Consider the following 16,730-nt stretch of genomic DNA (forward strand, 5'->3'; position numbering starts at 1 on the left):
ACGACCCCAGCCGCTCAGCTCGTTGAACGAGCTGGCCTCCTGGGGCTTCGCCGTCGGGCCACCGCCGAAGCGGCGCGTCCCGAACAGGGCGCGCTTTCTACGTCCCATCGCCGGGATGCGCAAGAACTTTTTTTAGGGAGCGCTCGGGTTGCCTGGAGAGTCGCCTCGGAGGCCGGGCAGCCCAGGCTCGCCGCCCACGGCGCCTGGGGCGAGCGGCGACGCTCGCCTCCCCGTCCGCGCCGTCAGTCCAGGAACTGCACGCCGGTCGCTTCGAGCTCGATCTTCGCGACCCGGCCCGTCTGCTTCTCGGCTTCGCCGCGGCAGTTGTCCTTGGCGCCGCACGCGGCGCCTTCCTCGGCCTCGCCCGCGACCATCTTGCCCTGGACGACCGCCCGGTGACCGGAGGCGTCCTTCGGGACGAAGAAGCTGTGGCCCGCCATCTTGATGTGGGCGCTGCCCGATTCGTCGGCGATCTCCATCCAGCAGCCCATCGACTTGCACACGGCCGAGACGACCCCCTCGGTCCGGACTGTCTTTCCGCTGAACTTGCCCGGCTCCTGCAGGAGCGCCGGCAGCGGCGTGGTCGAGCTCTCCGTGATGGGCGCGCCAAACTGCTTCTTCTCGAGCCGCGCGATCCCGGAGGCCGACGCCTGCATCGGCGATGCGCCCTCGGCGGTCGCGGGAGGCGCAGCCCCGGGAGCCGGCTCGGCGTCGGGCCTGCGCTCGGCGGAACAGCCGAGCTGCGCAAGGACCAGGAAGAACAGGGAGGCGATGGGCTTTGCTCGCATGGGGACGAGTTTGCCCGACCCGACGGGCCCCTGCCACCGGCCCAGGGAGGAGCACCCCGGCGGCGGCGGAGCGCGCCCGGCGGCCCCGCAGCAGCCGGCGGGGGCGCGAGCGCAGCTGGCGGCTCGGCCGCTCCCCAAAGCCTGCTACAAGGGCGGGCATGCGAACCGCTCGCGCCCGCGTGGGACGAGGCACGGCGGCGTGCACGGTCGCGCTCGCCTTCGCCTCGACCGCGCACGCCGAGGAGCCCTCGAGCGCCGCGACCTCCGAGGATGCCGCTCCGGCCGAGCAGCCACCGGGACCTCCGCGGCCGCCGCTGCCGCCCGCGCCACCCCGGACCCGCTTGCCGTGGGCCAGGCACATCGAGATCGGCCCGGACATCGCCCTCGTCAACCGGTTCGGCTCGAACGACGCCGCGGGCCAGCCGACGGGGATTCGCCTGAAGCCCGCGGTCGGCGTCGGGGTCCACGCGCGCTGGGAGATCTTCGACTACCTGCGCTTCTCCGCCTTCTTCGTGCACGCCGAGCACGATCTCGCGCTCCAGACAGGCGCGCTCGCGCAGCCCGGCCCGATCACGGCGGAGCCACGCGAGGACGGCGCGCCCACGGTGCGCTCCCTCGCGCTGGGCGCCCGCCTCGCGCCCACGCTCCCGCTCGGCGAGCGCGGCCGCTCGTGGCTGTCGGTCGGCGTCGGCTACGACCGGTTCGACTTCGACCGCATGCGGGTCTCCGACCCCGGGGGGGAGTTCACCGTCCGCGAGCGCGGCGCCTCGTACGTCGAGATCCCGCTGGGGCTCGGGGTGTCGTTCGACGTCATTCCCCGCTGGCTCACGATCGAGCTGGAGACCTCGGGCGCCTTCGTGCTCGGCCGGGGCGGCGACGCCACCCGGGAAGGCCAGGCCATCGACGCCCAGGGGCGGCGGCGCACCATCGGCGCGCTGCCGCAGACCCGAGGCTCGTTCGTCCAGACCCTCGGGCTCTCCCTCGTGCTGTGATCGCCGCGCCGCGCGGCGAGCTCAGCTGAGCGCCAGCATGCGATCGATCGGGACGCGCGCGCGCTCGCGCAGCTCGGGCGCCATCTCGAGGCGCGGGGCGAGATCGCGCAGCGCGAGATAGACCTTCTCGAGCGTGTTGAGCCGCATGAAGGGGCACTCGTTGCAGGCGCAGTTGCCCTCGGGCGGCCCCTCGATGAACTCCTTCTGCGGCGACGCCTTGCGCATCTGGTGCACGATGCCGCTCTCGGTCGCGACGATGTACTTCCGGGCGTCGTCCGCGGTGGTGTACTTGAGCAGCGCGGTCGTCGAGCCGATGTAATCGGACATCCGCAGGATCGGCTCCTCGCACTCCGGGTGCGCGATGAGCTTCGCGTCCGGGTGGCGCTCGCGCAGCGCGACGATCTTGCGCAGGCTGAAGGTCTCGTGAACGACGCAGCTGCCCTGCCACAGGCGCATCGGGCGGCCCGTCCGCTCGACGAGCCAGCGCCCGAGGTTCTTGTCGGGCGCGAAGAGGATCTCCTGCCCCTCGGGGATCGCGCGGACGATCTTCTCCGCGTTCGACGACGTGCAGATGTAGTCGCTCTCCGCCTTCACCTCGGCGGAGCAGTTGATGTACGAGATCGCGACCGCGCCGGGGTACCGGGCGCGCCAGGCGCGGAAGCGGTCGACAGGGCAGCCGTCGGCGAGCGAGCAGCCCGCCGCGAGGTCGGGGACGACGACGATGCGCTCGGGGTTCAGGATCTTCGCCGTCTCGGCCATGAAATGCACGCCGGCGAACAGGATGACGTCCGCGGTCGTCTTCTTCGCCTGCTGGGCCAGCTGCAGCGAGTCTCCGAGGAAGTCTGCGAGATCCTGGATGTCGCCGTCCTGGTAGTAGTGGGCCAGGAGGACGGCGTTCCTCTCCCGCTTCAGGCGGCTGATCTCGTCGTGCAGATCCAGGCGCGGATCGATGGCGGCAGGCTGGGGCGCGGCGCTCGTCATGGCTACCTAAGGTAGGCACCGCGCGGCGCGCTGACCAGGGCCCCGAGCCGCGCGGAGCTCGCGGGCGCTCCACGTCGCATCGCGCATCTCGCGTATCTTGCGCATCTCGCGCAGCCCGCGCGGCGCTCGGCGCCCGCCGGCACCCCAGAGCCCGCCGCGTCCGTCGTTGACAACGGCCGGCACCGGTTCACGATCGAGGCCCGCGGTGGGCCTGGGGAGGAGCTCTCGTCGTGGGCGGCCACCCATGTCCCTCCTGATCCCCGTCGCCCTGCTCGCCCTCGTCGTGCCGCTCGTCGTGGCGCTCCTGCGCGCAAATGAGCTATTTTGCGTGCGCGTCGAGGGGCGCAACGTCCGGCTGCTCCGGGGCCGGATGCCGCAGCGGCTGCTCGACGACATCACGGACGTCCTCCGCGCAGCGCCGGTCGGGCGGGGCGCGGTGCGGGTCGTCGTCGAGGACCGGCGCGCCCGGGTCCACGTGGAAGGGGATATCTCTCCCGAGCAGGCTCAGCAGCTGAGGAACACCGTCTCCATGTGGCCGGTTCCGAAGATCCGCGCGGCCCCGAAGCGCCGCGCGGGCGCATGACCCCTCCGCGCCGACATTTCCACCCTAGCGAGTCAGTCCCGCATGGCCGACGACAAACCCCGAGACAATCCGCCGACCTCCAAGCTGGGGCGCCTCGCGCGCCTCGCCGGCCTCGCGCCCCGCACGATCCCGTTCGCCATCGAGGGCGCGAAGCGCGTCCTCGGCGCGACCCGGACCGAGGAGGAGGAGGCCGAAGCGCGGCGGAGGATGGCCCAGGAGGTCAAGAAGACCGCCGAGGCGATGCTGAAGACGCTGGGCGAGATGAAGGGCCTGCCGCTCAAGTTCGGCCAGATGGCGAGCTACATCGACGGGCTCGCGCCGCCGGGATACGAGGAGAAGTTCCAGGCCACGCTGAAGAAGCTGCTCGACAAGGCGCCGCCCCTGTCGCCGGAGGCCGCGGAGCAGATGATCCGCGAGGAGCTCGGCGCCCCGCCCGAGCACGTGTTCGCGGCGTGGGAGCGGGAGCCGTTCGCGGCGGCGAGCATCGGACAGGTGCACCGGGCCACGACGAGGTCGGGGGAGCGGGTCGCGGTGAAGGTGCAGTACCCCGGCATGGACAGGGCCATCGAGAACGACCTGAAGAGCGTCTCGATGCTCGAGGCGATGATGGCGCCCCTCGCCAAGAAGCTGCACGCCCGGCAGACCGTCGACGAGCTCCGCAAGGTCTTCCTGTCCGAGCTCGACTATGCGCGCGAGGCCGAGATGGCGGACCTGTTCCGGCGCATGAACGCCGGGGACGAGGACGTCTACATCCCTCGCATCCACCACAGCCTCACCACGAGGCGCGTCCTCACGCTCGAGCTCGTCGACGGCATGAGCTACGCCGAGTTCTGCGAGCGCGGCAGCCAGGAGGCGAAGAACCGCGCGGGCCTCTCCATCTGGCGCTTCACCTTCCGCTCGATGCTCCGGTACGGCTGGCTCTACGCCGACCCGCACCCGGGCAACTACCGCTTCCACGAGGATGGCCGCGTCACGATCCTCGATTTCGGCTGCGTGAAGCAGCTCCCGCCCGACCTCGTGGAGGGCATGAAGCGCTACATGCGCGCGGCCATGGACGCGGACTGGAAGGAGTTCGACCGGGCGTGCGTGGAGGTGCTCGGCTACGACCCGGCCGACGAGAGCTGGGATCTCTACCGGAGCTACACGATGGAGCTCATGGTCCCGCTGTGCACGCACGGGACCTGGAAGTGCTCCCCGGAGAAGGCGCGCGAGACCGTGGCGTACCTGACCCGCGGCATCCGGGGGCTCGCCCTCAAGGAGGGAGAGAAGATGCCCACCATCCCCCACGTGCCGAAGATGCCGCAGGACTTCACGTTCGTGAATCGCCTGCAGTGGGGGCTCGCGTCCGTGCTGGCGGGGCTCCGGACCGAGGCGGCGTTCCGGCGGACCATCGATCCCTGGGTGCGCGACGGGGTGCACCCTGTCCCCGATTGAGCGAGGATCGCTGGTAGGCTCGTCGGCGCGGAGAGGCGCGCCGAGGTCGCTTCCGCCGCGGCTCTCACCTTGACCTCGATCCCGCACGCTGTGACATTCGATCGGGGCATGGACGACGAGAGGGCGGCCTGCGAAAGGCGCGTAGGAACGACCCTGCGGGGCAAATGGACGATCGATCGCCTCGTCGGGATCGGCGGGATGGCCGCCGTCTATGCCGCGACCCACAAGATCGGGCGGCGCGAGGCGATCAAGATCCTCCACCCCGAGGTGGCGCGCTCGAAGGACCTGCGCGCCCGGTTCGAGCGCGAGGCGCAGGCCGTCAATCGGTTCCAGCACCCCGGCGTCGTCGAGATCCGCGACATCGACGTGACCGAGGACGGCGCGCCGTTCCTCGTGATGGAGCTCCTGGACGGCGAGTCGCTCGCCGACCGGCTCCAGCGGCTCGGCAACATCGAGATGGGGGAGATGCTGCGGCTCATGGATGAGCTGCTCGACGTGCTCGGAGCCGCGCACGGGCAGGGGATCATCCACCGCGACATCAAGCTCGACAACCTCTTCGTCGAGAAGACAGGGCGCCTCAAGGTGCTCGACTTCGGCATCGCGCGCATGCGCGACGGCGTGAAGACGGCGATGCGAACCCGGACGGGCGCGACGCTCGGGACGGTCTCGTACATGGCCCCGGAGCAGGTGCGCGGCATCTCGGTCGACCACAGGGCGGACCTCTTCGCCGTCGGCGCGACCATGTTCCGGGTGATCGCGAAGCGGCGCATCCACGAGGCGCGCACGGAGTCCGAGCTGCTCGTGAAGATGGCGACCATGGCGGCGCCGCCGCTCGCGAGCGTCGCGCCGGAGACGCCGCACGGGCTGTGCCTCGTCGTGGACCGGGCGCTCGCGTTCGATCGCGACCGGCGCTACCCGGACGCCCGCACGATGCAGGCCGACGTGCGCGCGCTCCTGCATGGAGCGGCGCCGCCGCACGCGTCGGCGCGCCTCGCAGCGGGCGACGTGCCGTCGGCGGGCGCGCCGCAGCTCTCCCCGATGCTCCTGGCGGCGGCCGCCTCGTCGGACGCGCAGGCCGAGCCTCCGCCGCGGCCCGCGGCCCCGTCGGGCGCGAGGTGGAACGAGATGGGCTCGGCGCCCGCGATCGGATCGGAGCTCGGCCCAGGCAACAGCGGGGCGTCCTCGTGGGAGGCCGCCACGATGGCGGCGCCCGGAGCTCCGCGCGGGAGCGCCATGGATGCGGCCCAGGCGCACGGAGGCCACCCCGGCATGGCGCAGGCCGTCCCCGGCGCTCCGAATGGACCGCCGTCGGCCCTGTACAACACCGGAGCCGGCCACGCCGGAGCGCACGGCGCGCCCCACAGCGCGCCCGTCTCGCTCCACAGCACTGGCTCGGGCCTGCACAACGCCGGCCCGGCTTACGGCGCGCCCGCCCCGGCGCACGGCGCCAGCGCTCCCCACAGCGCGCCTGCCTCGCTCCACAACACAGGCTCGGGTCTGCACAACGTCGGCCCGGCCTACGGCGCGCCCGCCCCGGCGCACGGCGCCAGCGCGCCCCACAGCGCAGCGGTCTCGCTCCACAACACAGGCTCGGGCCTGCACAACACCGGACCGGCCTACGGCGCGCTCGCCCCGGCGCACGGCGCCAGCGCGCCCCACGGCCCGCCTGCCTCGCTCCACAACACAGGCTCCGGCCTGCACAACACCGGACCGGCCTACGGCGCGCCCGCCTCGCGGCACAGCGCCGGCGTGCCGCACGGCGCGCCCGCCTCGCTCCACAACACAGGCTCGTCGCTGCACAACACCGGCTCGGCCTACGGCGCGCCCGCGCCGCAGCACAGCGCCAGCGCGCCCTACGGCGAGCAGCCGGCCGCCGCGTGGGCGCCGCGCCACGCTCAGCCGAGGCTGCCGCCGAAGCTCGTGATCCCGCTCGCGCTCGGCGGCGTGGCGCTCGTGATCGTGAGCGTGCTCGCGGTCTGGATGGCGCTCCGCGACGAATCCCAGAACGACGCGGTCCGGCACGATCTGCTGCCGGCCCAGAGCGCGAGCGCCGGGCCGACCCAGCTCTCCCCGTCGTCGGAGAGCACCGACGAATCGCGGAGCAACGCGAACGAGCCAGGAGCGCGGAGCAACGTGAACGAGCCAGAGACGATGCGCCCGGACGCGCCGAACGCTCCGGCGAGCGCGCCGCCCGCGAGCACGTTCATCATCGACTTGACCAAGAAGAAGCAGCGGACGAGAAAATCACGCCAGGACTGAAGCCAGATCGCCGAACATGGAGCTCCGCCCCCTCATGGTGACGAGGACAACCCCGCGCGCGCGATCGATGCTCGTCGGGTCTGCGCTGGTGCTCACGCTCTCGGGAGCGTGCTCGGACCCGGTGCCGATCGGCCCACGTCCCGACGCCGGCGGCGACGGTGGAGGCGGCGACGGTGGAGGCGCGCCGCTCTGCAGCGTCGGCGACGTGCAGCCCTGCTATCCCGGCCCGGCAGACACCGAGGGTGTCGGCGTGTGCGCGGCGGGCGTGCGGAGGTGCCAGCCAGACGGCCAGAGCTTCGGCGAGTGCGAAGGCGCCGTGGTCCCGAGGCCCGAGGACTGCAGCACCACCGTGGACGACGACTGCGACGGCGCGACGAACGAGCCCGACGCAGGGTGCGTGTGCACCCCGGGCCAGATCAAGACTTGCTACAGCGGCCCCGAGGGGACGAGCGGCGTGGGGCTCTGCGCGGTGGGGCTGCAGATGTGCGACCTCTCGGGCACGTCATGGCGGCCATGCGGCGGCCAGGTCACCCCGCAACGAGAGACGTGCACGGACGACACCGACGAGGACTGCGACGGCTTCGCCTGCAGCACGCCGCTCTGGGCCGCCCTCTACGGTGACCAGAACACCCAGAGCGCGACCAGCGTCGGCGTCGACGCGCAGGGAAACATCTATATCGGCGGCACCTTCTCGGGGACCATCAACCTGACCGGCAAGGAGACGGGCGCCCTCGTCAGCATCGGCACCTCCGACGTGTACGTCGCGAGCTTCGACCCCTCCGGACAGCACCGCTGGAGCGTGAGGTTCGGCGGCAGCGGCGCCGAGACGCTCAACGCGCTCGCGGTCACGCCCGAGGGCAACCTCGTGCTCGGCGGGACGTTCTACGGCTCGTTCACGTTCGGCGGGACGACGCTGAGCAGCGTCAACGCGCTCGACACCTTCGTGGTCACGATGAGCGGAGAGAAGGGCGAGCAAGGCTGGGCTCGCCAGCTCGGCGACGCGGCGGATCAGACGCTGCGCTCGATCGCGGTGGACCCCGCCGGAAACATCGTGATCGCCGGCTACTTCAGCGGATCGTTGCTCTGCGCGGCGTCGCCCGTCCCGGGCGGCGACCCGATCTGCGCCACCAGCAAAGGCGGCACCGACATCTTCGTGCGGAAGTACGATCCGCTCGGCGCCGTCGTGTGGACGAGGATCTATGGAGACGACAAGAACCAGTTCGCGACCAGCGCCGCCGTCGGCAACGACGGCAGCGTGTTCGTCACGGGCCGGTACAACGGCACCCTGACCGTCGGCTCCCGGCAGGTGAAGAACACCGGGCTCGGGCCGAACCTGTTCGTCCTGAAGCTCGACAGCGGCGGGAACGGCGCCTGGCTCTCGGACTATGGAGACACGGCGTCGCAGGCGGGCACCGGGATCGCCGTCGCTCCCTCGGGCGCGGTGCTCGTGACCGGGACGTACATGGGCGAGCTCAACTTCGGACCGGCCGGCACGCTCCCCGCCAACGATGTGCAGACGGCGTTCGTGGCGTCGCTCGCCCCCGACGGCGTGCCCGTGTGGGCGCGGTGGTTCGCCGGAGACGGCACGCAGGACAGCACGTCGATCGCCACGGACACGGAGAACGGCGTGGTGGTGACCGGCTCGGTCCAGGGCGTCGTCGACCTCGGCGGCGGGCCGCTGCCCGGCGGCGGCGGCTTCGACGCCTTCGTGGCGAAGCTCGACGCCGATGGCAACCATCTCTGGGGGAAGGTGCTCGGCGCCGCCGGCAACCAGAAGTCGAACGCGGCGGCCATCGCGCCGAGCACGAAGGTCATCGCGCTCTGCGGCACCGCCGAGGGGAAGATCGACTTCGGCCTCGGCGAGCACACGGCGAACGGCACCGACGCGTTCGTCGTGCTCCTGTCGCCGTAGACCGGAGCCGGCGCCCCGGTCACGGGGCGCCGCGAGCGCCCGCAGGGACGAGGTCGACGCGGCCGAGCTCCTCGTTGGTCGCCGCGATCGCGGCGCGGATCGGCTCGCCGACGCCGTAGCGACGGCTCGCGCCGACCAGCGCCTGGGCGGCGACGTCGATCCGATAAGGGCCGCCCGGCAGCGCCTCCAGCGCGATCGTGCCCGTCGCGCCGGACTCGAGCATCTGGACGACGAGGCCGAACGGCTTGATGGAGACGATGTTGCCCTCGATCTCCTCGCCGACGCGGGAGGCGAACAGGCGCGCGACGAGCATGCGGTGCCGCTCCGTCTCGGCCTTGGCGGCGCTGCGCGCGCGCGCGTTCAGGTGGTGGGCGAGCGACGCGAGCGCCTCGGCGTCGACGCGCTGGTCGCGGTGGCCCTGGAGGTAGCGCTTGACCACGCGGTGCACGGCGAGGTCGGCGTAACGGCGGATCGGGGACGTGAAGTGCAGGTACAGCGGGGCGCCGAGGCCGAAATGCAGGCCTCCGGCGGCCGTGTACCGGGCAGGGCCGAGCGCCTTGCCGAGCACGGTGCGGATGCCCGGCGCGAGCTCGGAGCCCCTGTACTGCGCCTCGAACGCCGCGAGGCCGAGGGGGCTCAGGCGCGCGCCGAAGCCGGCCTCGACGCCGAAGTTGTGCGCGAACTGCTCGAGCGCGCGGATGCGATCCTCGGTCGGCTCGTCATGGACACGAAAGATGCAGGGGAGCCCGCGCGCCACGAGCCAGCTGGCCACGGCCTCGTTCGCCGCCACCATCAGCCGCTCGATGAGGCGGTGCGCGCCCGTGTCGGAGCGCGGCGAGACGCCGGTCGGCTCGCGCGTCTCGGCGTCCAGCGTCACGTACGCCTCCTCGCGATCGAGCTCGACGCCGCCGCGCGCCGCGCGGACCGTCGACAGCCGCGCGGCCGCGGTGCGGAGCCAGCGCACGACCGGCCGGGCCGCCTCGGGGATGCCGGCGGAGCGGCCCGTCGTCAGGAACTCCTCGACGGCGTCGTACGAGAGGCGGGCGTGCGAGCGGATCACGCTCTCGTGGAGATCGATCGACCGGATGCCCCCCTCGGGGTCGATGCGCAGCTCGACCGTGACCGCGAGCCGGTCGACCCCCGGGAGCAGGCTCGCCGCCTCGCTGGAGATCGCGTCGGGGAGCATCGGGATGACGCGGCCGGCCAGGTAGACGCTCGTGCCCCGGGCGCGGGCCTCGAGATCGAGCGGCGAGCCCTCGGGGACGAACGCGTCCACGTCGGCGATCGAGACGAGGACGCGGAGCGCCCCGTCGGGCCCGGCGGGCAGCACGGAGACGGCGTCGTCGATGTCCGTGGTGACGGGCGCGTCGATCGTGACGGTGATGACGTCGCGCAGATCGCGGCGGCCGCGCGCGAGCTCGCGCTCGACCGACACCGCCGCCACCGCCGCGCGCGACGCCTCGAGGACCTCGCCCGGGAACACGGCGCGCACGCCGTTGCGGGCGAGGCAACGCTCGATGCCGAGGTCGGCGCTCGACGAGACGACGCGCGCCGGGACGACCGCCGCGCCCTCGATGACGGCGACCACCGCGGCGCCCTCGGGGAGGTCGTCGGCGCTGCCCGGCTTGAACGGCCAGTCCGTGTTGGAGACGAGGCGATCGACCCGGAGGTGCGGCCGCTTCGCGTGCGATACGACCGTCCCGAAGAGCTCGGCGCGATCGCGCTGGACGAGGGCGAGCTGCGACGCGCTGAAGCGGCCCGGCTCCGCCTCGACGACGACCGCGTCGACGACGTCGCCGTCGAGGAACGGGTTCAGATCGGGCGGCGCGATGAAGGCGGTCGCCGAGCCGAGGGCAGCCCAGCCCGGCCTGCCCGGCCCCCCCGCCTTCTCCGGAGAGGCCTCGATGTTCAGGAACCCGAAGCCACGGGGGTTGACCGAGATGCGTCCACGAACGGGTGCGTGCATAGGCGCGGAAGGTACGCCAGATCCCGGCGCTTTCGAGCACAAGCTGCCCGCCGAGCCCGCATTGATGTCACAGAATTATTGCAACACGGTAAACAAGCAGCGGCGCGACGCCGTTGCCTCGCGCGCTGCATGCGGAGATGCACTCGGGGCCCAGGGTGCCTCGCGCGGCGCTGCGACGACGTGCGGGCGGCATCGCGGTTCCACGTGCGCCGGGACCCCGTGCGTGGGCGCGACGCCAAGGCAAAAGTGCCTCCGTGGACGGTCCGCGGCGCCGGATCGGCTTATACTCGGCACATCGTGGAAGACGCAGGGGACATCATCGAGCTAGCGCGTGTGATGCCTCGGGACCGCTTCGTCCGCCAGGTGACGAACCTGCTCCTCGTGGTGTCCGAGGCTGGTCCGGACAACCAGCAGATCGCATTCCGGACGGTCGCCGCATCGCCGGCGGCGCACCGGAAACCGCCGCCTCCGCCCGGTCCAGCGAGCGAGGTGTTCCAGCTCGTCAAGGCGAAGGGCAATCCCTATCTCGACCAGATCTCGGTGGGCCGCACGCGCAATTGCGACGTGGTGCTGCGCCACCCCTCGGTGTCCAAGCTGCACGCGCACTTCCGGCGGAACGAGCAGGGGCAGCTCGTGCTCATCGACAACGGCTCGCAGAACGGGACCCGCGTGAACGGCAAGGTGCTCTCCGAGAGCGAGCCGCAGGAGGTCGCGGTGGGCGACGTGATCCAGTTCGGCCGGCTCACGACGTCGCTGCTCGATGCGGCGGCCCTCTTCGACCTCGTGCGCGAGCAGGCGCGCCTCGCGAGGGATCAGGCGAACCGGTGAGCGCCGCGCGCGGCGGCGCTCAGAACCGGTACCCCACGGAGACGTTCGGAAAGAACATCGTGAACGTGCCGTGGGCGAGCTCTTCGAACACGACCTTCTTGCCCGGCGCGCAGTCGACCGTGGGGTGCGCCGCGTCGCACTCGGCGGCCCCGACCACGTAGGTGTTGCCGGTCTCGAGCGGCGGGCCGTCGACGAGGAAGAAGCCGACGCCGAGGCCCGCGCTGGCGCTGAGGCGCCCGAGCTTCAGCCGCAGCCTCAGCTCGGGCATCGCGAACGGGGCGGCGGCGCGGACGGCCCTGCCCGCGTTCTGCACGGCCACGCCGACGGTCCTCTCCGCGTCGGATGCCGTGCCGGTCACCTCGTCGCTCATCTCGGCCAGCACCACGCCGAGCCCGAGCGCGCCGCCGACGTCGAGCCACGACGACAGCCCGTAATAATAGCTGCCGCCGACGATCACCGTCACGCCGGCCATGCCGATGTCGTCGTGAAAGCTGTAGCGGATGGGGAGCCTGCCGTTGCCCCCGCCCGGAGCGGCGTACGTCGCGTCGAGCGAGCGATCGAGCGTCGTGCGGAGGCTCAGGTACCCGGCCGTGAGCTCGATGGCGGCGCCGATCGGGAACTGGTAGCTGCCGCGCACGCCGGCCAGGACGCCAGACGGGCGCGAGATGCCCGAGCAGCTGTAGCTCTCGCAGCTCCGCTCGGCGTCGCTCTCGAGCGACGAGGCGAAGGCATAACCACCGGTCGCCTCCAGCCGGAAGATGCCGACCCTCCGACCCCAGCGCGGGTGCGCGTCGTCGATGGCGAGCGGCAGGACGATGTCGCCCGTCGTCGTCCTGTCGACGGTCGCGCGGAGCGTGCGCGCGAAATAGCCCGGCTCATGCGCCTCGAAGGTGTGGCGCCCGAGCGGCAGGGCCCCGCGCCACTGCCCCTTGCCGACCGGGACGCCGTTGATGGTCAGCTCCGCGCTCAGCGGCTGGGCGACGACGCGGACCTCCTCGCCGAGCGGCCCCGCCTCGACCGTGGCGACGGCGAGCTGCCCAGCGATGACGCTCGCCTCGCGGGGCGCAGAGCCGAAATTGCCCTTGCGCACCGAGTAGAAATGCGGGCCAGGCGCGAGCGCGCCCTCCCACGGCAGCTGGCCGATCAGCGCGCCGTCGATGGTGAGATCGGCGCCGACGAGCCGCTCGTCCTCGATCTTCAGCCGGCCCGTGCTCGCGAGAGGATCGAGCTTCGCGTCCACCGACGTGGTCTCGGCGACGCGGACGGTCAGGATCCGCTCGAACGTGTGCCAGCCGTCCTTGACCACGCGGAGCGTGTGATCCCCGGGGAGCAGCCGGACCGGGCCAGCGAGGGGGAGCCGGCCGCGCGACCTCCCGTCGATGAGCACCAGGCCGTCGACGTTCGACGAGACGACGACGCTGCCGATCCGCGCTCGCAGCGTGGCGATCGCGGACGCGACGCTCCGGCGCTCCGGCTCGCCGAGCTCCGCGCGGAGCTCCGTGAGCAGCGTCTCGTAGAGCTCGAGCGCCTCGTCGTAACGCCCGAGCTGATCGAGACAGAACGCGGCGTTGAGGGTGTTGGGCACCGACGCGACGACCTGGCGCGATCTCAGGTAGAGCTCGAGCGCGCGCTGGAAGTCGCCGATCTTGCGCAGCTCGTTCCCTTCTTGAAAGAGCGCCTTGGCCCGGGCGAGCGCCTCGTCGGTCGACGTGGGCGACGCGGGCGACGCGGGCGCTGTGGCAGGCGGCTCGGGTGGCGCGCCCGGGACAGCCGCTGGCGGGGGCTGCGCGCGGGCCGGAGACGCAGGCGCCGCGCTCGCCACGACGAGCGCGTACGCCGCAAGGCAGCGCCGCAGGGCGCGATGGGCGCGCGACATCGGTCTCACCACCGGTCGACCGGCACCACCGCGGTCGGAGCCGGCGGAGCCGCAGGCGCCCCCGTGGCGGAGGGCGTGGCAGGGTTTGCCACGGGAAGAGCGCCGCGCGGAGCGCGGGTCTTCCTGTCACGGCGCGGGGCAGGCTCGGAGGCCGCGACCGACGCAGAGGCCGGCGCGGGCGGCTGGAGATCGATGCGATCGGGGCGGATCGTGCCGTCGCTCAGCATGAACACCGTCCCCTTCGTGGTCGCTTCGCCTCGGGTCACCTCGATCTCGAACGTGTCGCCGGCGTTGCCCGTCAGGTCGAGCCGGCCATCGCTCACCGAGCGCGCCGCGCCGTTGACCCGCGCCGTCGCATCCTTCGGGAGCGTCACGACGGCGGTGAAGGACGCGGGCGCCGGCGCAGGCGCGGGCGCCACCGCGACGGGCAGCGCGGGCTCGCTCGGCGCGGCTGGCGACGCGCCCCGCTCGTCGCCCGTCGAGGCGCGAAGCGCGAGGCCGCCGCCGATCGCGGCCAGGGCGATCATCGTGACCGCCGCCCCGACGAAGCGCCGCCGTGTCGCGCCGGAAGGCGCGTTCACCGCGGTGAAGGAGCTGCCGCCGATGGAGCGCTCCTCCCCGTCGACCGATCGCGAGAGCCTGGACTCGCGCAGCGCGGAGATCGGGGTGGCGCCGGCGCGCCGCTCGGGGTCGATGCCCCGCAGCTGCTCCAGCGTGACGGCGCCGGAGCCCTCCGCGTGCGGCTCGAGCGCGGCGATGAGCTCCTCCATGCTCTGCCAGCGCTCCGCAGGATCCCGCTGGAGGCCGCGGTGCACGACGGCCGCGAGCGCCGGGGAGACCCACGGCGCGGCCCCGGAGAGCGGCGGCACGCGCTCGGTGCAGATCGCGAGCAGGAGCTCGGCGAGCGAGGCGTCGGGATCCCAGGGGCAGCTCCCGCAGAGCGCCTGGTAGAGCGAGACCGAGAGGCTCCAGATGTCGGAGCGGTGATCGACGTCCTTCGCCATCTTCGCCTGCTCGGGAGACATGTAGATGGGCGACCCGAGCACGCCGCCGGCGCGCGTGAGCTCGTGCGAGACGCCGTCCCCCGTGCGCTTCGCGATGCCGAAATCGCACACCTTGACCACGATCCTGCGATCGCTCGACGACGGCGGGCGGATGGATCCGGACGGGCGCCGGCCCGACGGCGGCGGGCGGACCGAGCCGGACGAGCGCCGGACCGACGGCGGCCCCGCAGCGAGCGAGCCGCGCTGGGTGGACGGCGGCGCCGACGCGAGCGGGCCGCGCCGGGTCGACGGCGGCGCGATCGAGGTCGACGGGCGCTGGGCCGCGCCCTCGAACGGCGCGTGCAGGAAGAGGTTCGCCGGCTTGATGTCCCGGTGCACGATCCCCTCGGCGTGCGCGGCCGCGAGCCCGCGCGCGGCCTGGATGAACACGCGCACGACGGGCTCCGGCTCCAGCGGCCCGCGCATCCTGAGGAGCTTGGCGAGGTCGACGCCGTGCAGGAGCTCCATGACGATGAACGGCGTCGCGAGCGTGAGGTCCATGCCGAGCTCGAACGTCTTGACCACGTGCGGGCTCTGGATCGCGGTCACCGCGCGCGCCTCGCGGATGAAGCGGCGCACGGCGTGGTCGTCCTGCCCGACGGCGCTCTTGAAGATGACCTTGGCCGCCACCCGCCGCCCTTCGGGCGACTCCGCCTCGTAGACGGCGCCCATCCCGCCGCGCCCGATCAGCCGGCGCACCGCGTACCGGCCGCCGAGCTCGCGGCCGACCAGCGGATCGGTCTCGGCGCCGGCGCGCTCGGCGATGGCCTCGCGCAGCTCGGGATCGAGCGGCGTCAGCATGTCGATGGTGATGCGCTCCTCGCTGCCCGACGCGGCGCGCAGCGCCTCGGCGAACGCCTCGATCGACGGGTAGCGCCGGTCCACGTCGCTGTGCAGCGCGAGCGAGAGCGCGGTCGCGAGGCGCGCCTCGATCCACGGGGCGCGGTCCTGGATCGACGGGAACTGCGCCAGGGACGGCGCCGGCGCGTCCGCCGCCGTGTCCGCCGGGCCGAGCTCGGCGGTGTCCGCCGTGACGTCGAGCTCGGCCCACGGCGAGACGCCGCAGAGCATCTCGTAGAGCGTCGCCGCGAGGCCGAACACGTCGCCCCGCACGTCCGCGGAGCGGTCCCGCGGCCCCGACTCCTCGCGCAGAGGACCGGTGCTCCTCGCCGCCTTGCCGGGGGCGGAGGTGGCCGTGTCACAGCCCTTCGAGAGCCCGAAGCCGAAGACGCGGACGAGGATCTCTCCGCTCGCGAGGTGCTCCAGGAAGATGCGCGGCGGCCGCACGTCGCGGTAGACGAGGCCCGCGGCGTGCCCCGCCGAGAGCCCCGCGGCGGCCTGGAGCGCGATCCGCACGGCGACCTCGGGCGCGAGCGGCCCCGTCTCGGCGAGCAGGGCGGCGACGTCGGTCCCGTCGAGCAGCGGCATCACGAGGTAGGCGAGATCGCGCTCGAGGTCGTGGCCGGCATCGACGATCGGGACGACATGCGCGTTGTCGAGCTTCGCGGTGACGCTCGCCTCGCGGGTGAGCCGTGAGAGCGTGTCCTCGGTGACGACCTCGGGCCGCAAGACCTTCAGCGCGACGCGGCGACCCGAGGGGCCCCGGGCCTCGAACACGACACCGAAGCCCTGCGCGGAGAGGACGCGGACGATCCGATATCCGCCGGTGAGCGCGCCCCCCACGAGCGCCGTCGGATCCGCCAGAGGTGCTGTCCGGCCCATGTCCTCAAGCATACGACGGCCCATCGCGCCCCACAAAGCATGAGTGCCACGCGACCTCGGAGGCGCGCTGCGCGAGGGCGCCGCACCGCCGCGGAGCGCCGGCCACGCACCTACAACGACGCCACGCGCGCCGCGCCGCGGCGCGACCGCCGAATGTAGGCGCGACAACCGCAGATAATGCGATGAACGGACCGCCGTATACGCAAGAACACGGGGGGACACGCGAGGACACGCAAGAACACGGGGGGATACGCGGGTATACGCAAGAACACGCGGGGACACGCAAGAACACGGGGGGATACGCGAGGACACGGGAGGTCACGCAGTAAGCCCTTTGAATCATGGA

Annotated in this window: 11 protein-coding genes; 6 read left to right on the top strand and 5 right to left on the bottom strand. The window is 72.7% G+C overall.

What is annotated here, in order from left to right:
- Positions 1–242: 242 nt before the first annotated feature.
- A complete protein-coding gene (locus WMF29_RS39395) occupies positions 243–788 on the bottom strand; it encodes a DUF4920 domain-containing protein (protein ID WP_437325226.1) in 546 nt (181 codons plus the stop codon).
- Positions 789–946: 158 nt separating this feature from the next.
- Here WMF29_RS39395 and WMF29_RS39400 point away from each other — a divergent pair, with 158 nt between their 5' ends.
- Positions 947–1,780: a hypothetical protein gene (locus tag WMF29_RS39400; RefSeq protein WP_437325227.1), complete on the top strand. Its 834-nt coding sequence runs from the start codon at positions 947–949 to the stop codon at positions 1,778–1,780.
- Between the two features lie 21 nt (positions 1,781–1,801).
- Here the strand turns inward: WMF29_RS39400 and nadA are convergent, their stop codons facing one another.
- Entirely contained in the window at positions 1,802–2,761 is a 960-nt protein-coding gene (nadA, locus tag WMF29_RS39405) for a quinolinate synthase NadA (RefSeq protein WP_272102679.1), read from the bottom strand.
- 244 nt (positions 2,762–3,005) lie between these two features.
- On the opposite strand from nadA, the gene WMF29_RS39410 reads away from it, so the two are divergent.
- The 4 genes from WMF29_RS39410 to WMF29_RS39425 all read left to right on the top strand — a co-directional run bounded on the left by WMF29_RS39410 (position 3,006) and on the right by WMF29_RS39425 (position 8,949).
- Positions 3,006–3,344, top strand: a complete 339-nt coding sequence (locus WMF29_RS39410) for a DUF3634 family protein (protein ID WP_272102678.1) — start codon at positions 3,006–3,008, stop codon at positions 3,342–3,344.
- A gap of 42 nt (positions 3,345–3,386) precedes the next feature.
- Complete coding sequence (locus WMF29_RS39415) at positions 3,387–4,778, top strand: ABC1 kinase family protein (protein ID WP_437325228.1); 1,392 nt, start codon at positions 3,387–3,389, stop codon at positions 4,776–4,778.
- A gap of 108 nt (positions 4,779–4,886) precedes the next feature.
- Positions 4,887–7,037 carry a protein kinase domain-containing protein gene (locus WMF29_RS39420; RefSeq protein WP_437325229.1) on the top strand — a complete coding sequence of 717 codons (2,151 nt, stop codon included), beginning with the start codon at positions 4,887–4,889 and terminating at the stop codon, positions 7,035–7,037.
- A gap of 16 nt (positions 7,038–7,053) precedes the next feature.
- The gene (locus WMF29_RS39425; RefSeq protein ID WP_437325230.1) at positions 7,054–8,949 is read left to right on the top strand and encodes a hypothetical protein; all 1,896 of its coding nucleotides are present in this window, start codon (positions 7,054–7,056) and stop codon (positions 8,947–8,949) included.
- Between the two features lie 19 nt (positions 8,950–8,968).
- Here WMF29_RS39425 and WMF29_RS39430 read toward each other — a convergent pair whose 3' ends face one another.
- Positions 8,969–10,915: a ribonuclease R family protein gene (locus tag WMF29_RS39430; RefSeq protein WP_437325231.1), complete on the bottom strand. Its 1,947-nt coding sequence runs from the start codon at positions 10,913–10,915 to the stop codon at positions 8,969–8,971.
- A 297-nt stretch (positions 10,916–11,212) separates the two neighbouring features.
- On the opposite strand from WMF29_RS39430, the gene WMF29_RS39435 reads away from it, so the two are divergent.
- On the top strand, positions 11,213–11,743 hold the full coding sequence (locus WMF29_RS39435; protein ID WP_437325232.1) for an FHA domain-containing protein: 531 nt from the start codon (positions 11,213–11,215) through the stop codon (positions 11,741–11,743).
- Positions 11,744–11,762: 19 nt separating this feature from the next.
- On the opposite strand, the gene WMF29_RS39440 is transcribed toward WMF29_RS39435, so the two are convergent.
- Together WMF29_RS39440 and WMF29_RS39445 are read right to left on the bottom strand one after the other, a co-directional pair.
- The gene (locus tag WMF29_RS39440; protein WP_437325233.1) at positions 11,763–13,619 is read right to left on the bottom strand and encodes a PEGA domain-containing protein; all 1,857 of its coding nucleotides are present in this window, start codon (positions 13,617–13,619) and stop codon (positions 11,763–11,765) included.
- Positions 13,620–13,624: 5 nt separating this feature from the next.
- Positions 13,625–16,384, bottom strand: coding sequence for a serine/threonine-protein kinase (locus WMF29_RS39445; protein ID WP_437325234.1), 2,760 nt, complete (start codon positions 16,382–16,384; stop codon positions 13,625–13,627).
- Between the last annotated feature and the right edge of the window lie 346 nt (positions 16,385–16,730).

The sequence above is a fragment of the Sorangium sp. So ce381 genome (genome assembly GCF_051473845.1).
In the GTDB taxonomy this organism is placed as follows: domain Bacteria; phylum Myxococcota_A; class Polyangia; order Polyangiales; family Polyangiaceae; genus Sorangium; species Sorangium atrum.